This window comes from Vibrio sp. 1727 (assembly GCF_033344415.1).
GTDB lineage: Bacteria > Pseudomonadota > Gammaproteobacteria > Enterobacterales > Vibrionaceae > Vibrio > Vibrio alginolyticus.
The window spans coordinates 1-659 of sequence record NZ_JAWPOT010000332.1; the positions used below are offsets into that span (position 1 = coordinate 1).

General features: G+C 40.7%; 2 protein-coding genes. Both read left to right on the forward strand.

Translation table 11 applies throughout. The features are described 5' to 3' along the window. A partial coding sequence (locus R8O10_RS25570) for a hypothetical protein (RefSeq protein ID WP_318192002.1) occupies positions 1 to 185 on the forward strand: 185 nt, incomplete at its 5' end. Between the two features lie 56 nt (positions 186 to 241). Beyond that, complete coding sequence (locus tag R8O10_RS25575) at positions 242 to 442, forward strand: chromosome segregation ATPase (RefSeq protein WP_005462979.1); 201 nt, start codon at positions 242 to 244, stop codon at positions 440 to 442. Positions 443 to 659: the final 217 nt, after the last annotated feature.

The following is a 659-nucleotide window of genomic DNA, read 5'->3' on the forward strand; positions in this document are numbered from 1 at the left end:
CGCAAGTTGCGACGGCAACGGAAGAGCAATCTACCGTGGTTCATACGATCAATCAGAATATTGAAGAAATCAACGCGATCAACGAGATGACAACTGCAACGGCGGAAGAGTTGGCTGGCGCAAGCCGCGATCTTCAAGAGCTTTCATCTCGCCTAGATAAGATGGTTGGTAGCTTCAAACTCTAGAGTTGGATAGAATAGACGAAGTTGAACAGTTTAATGACTATATTTAGGTAAGTACTATGAACGACTTCGAAAAAGAACTAGCGCAGATTTCTCAAGAAGCTGCAGAGGAGCCAGAAGTAAAGCTACCTTCGCTAGAAGAGCAAAAAGCCATTGCGGCTGAGCTTAAAAAGCTAGAAGCAGAAGGCAAGTTAACGCCAGAAATTTTGGAGCAATACTTCGGCAAGTTTAATCAGAAAAATTCTGTTCCGGTTCATTAATAAAAAGGGAGTGCTTACTCCCTTTTTTCATTCGTGAAATTCATCATTCCTTCAATTTACTAAGTCACAAGCACGACTTCTACTCATCATTTTCTAATCGGATAGCTTTTATCTTCCATTTCTCCCTACATCATGCCGTGACTTAAAAATGATTAACACTTCAATAGGTTACTAATTAGTACTAGGGATTTTCATACTTGACAATGCTCCCGCTCTA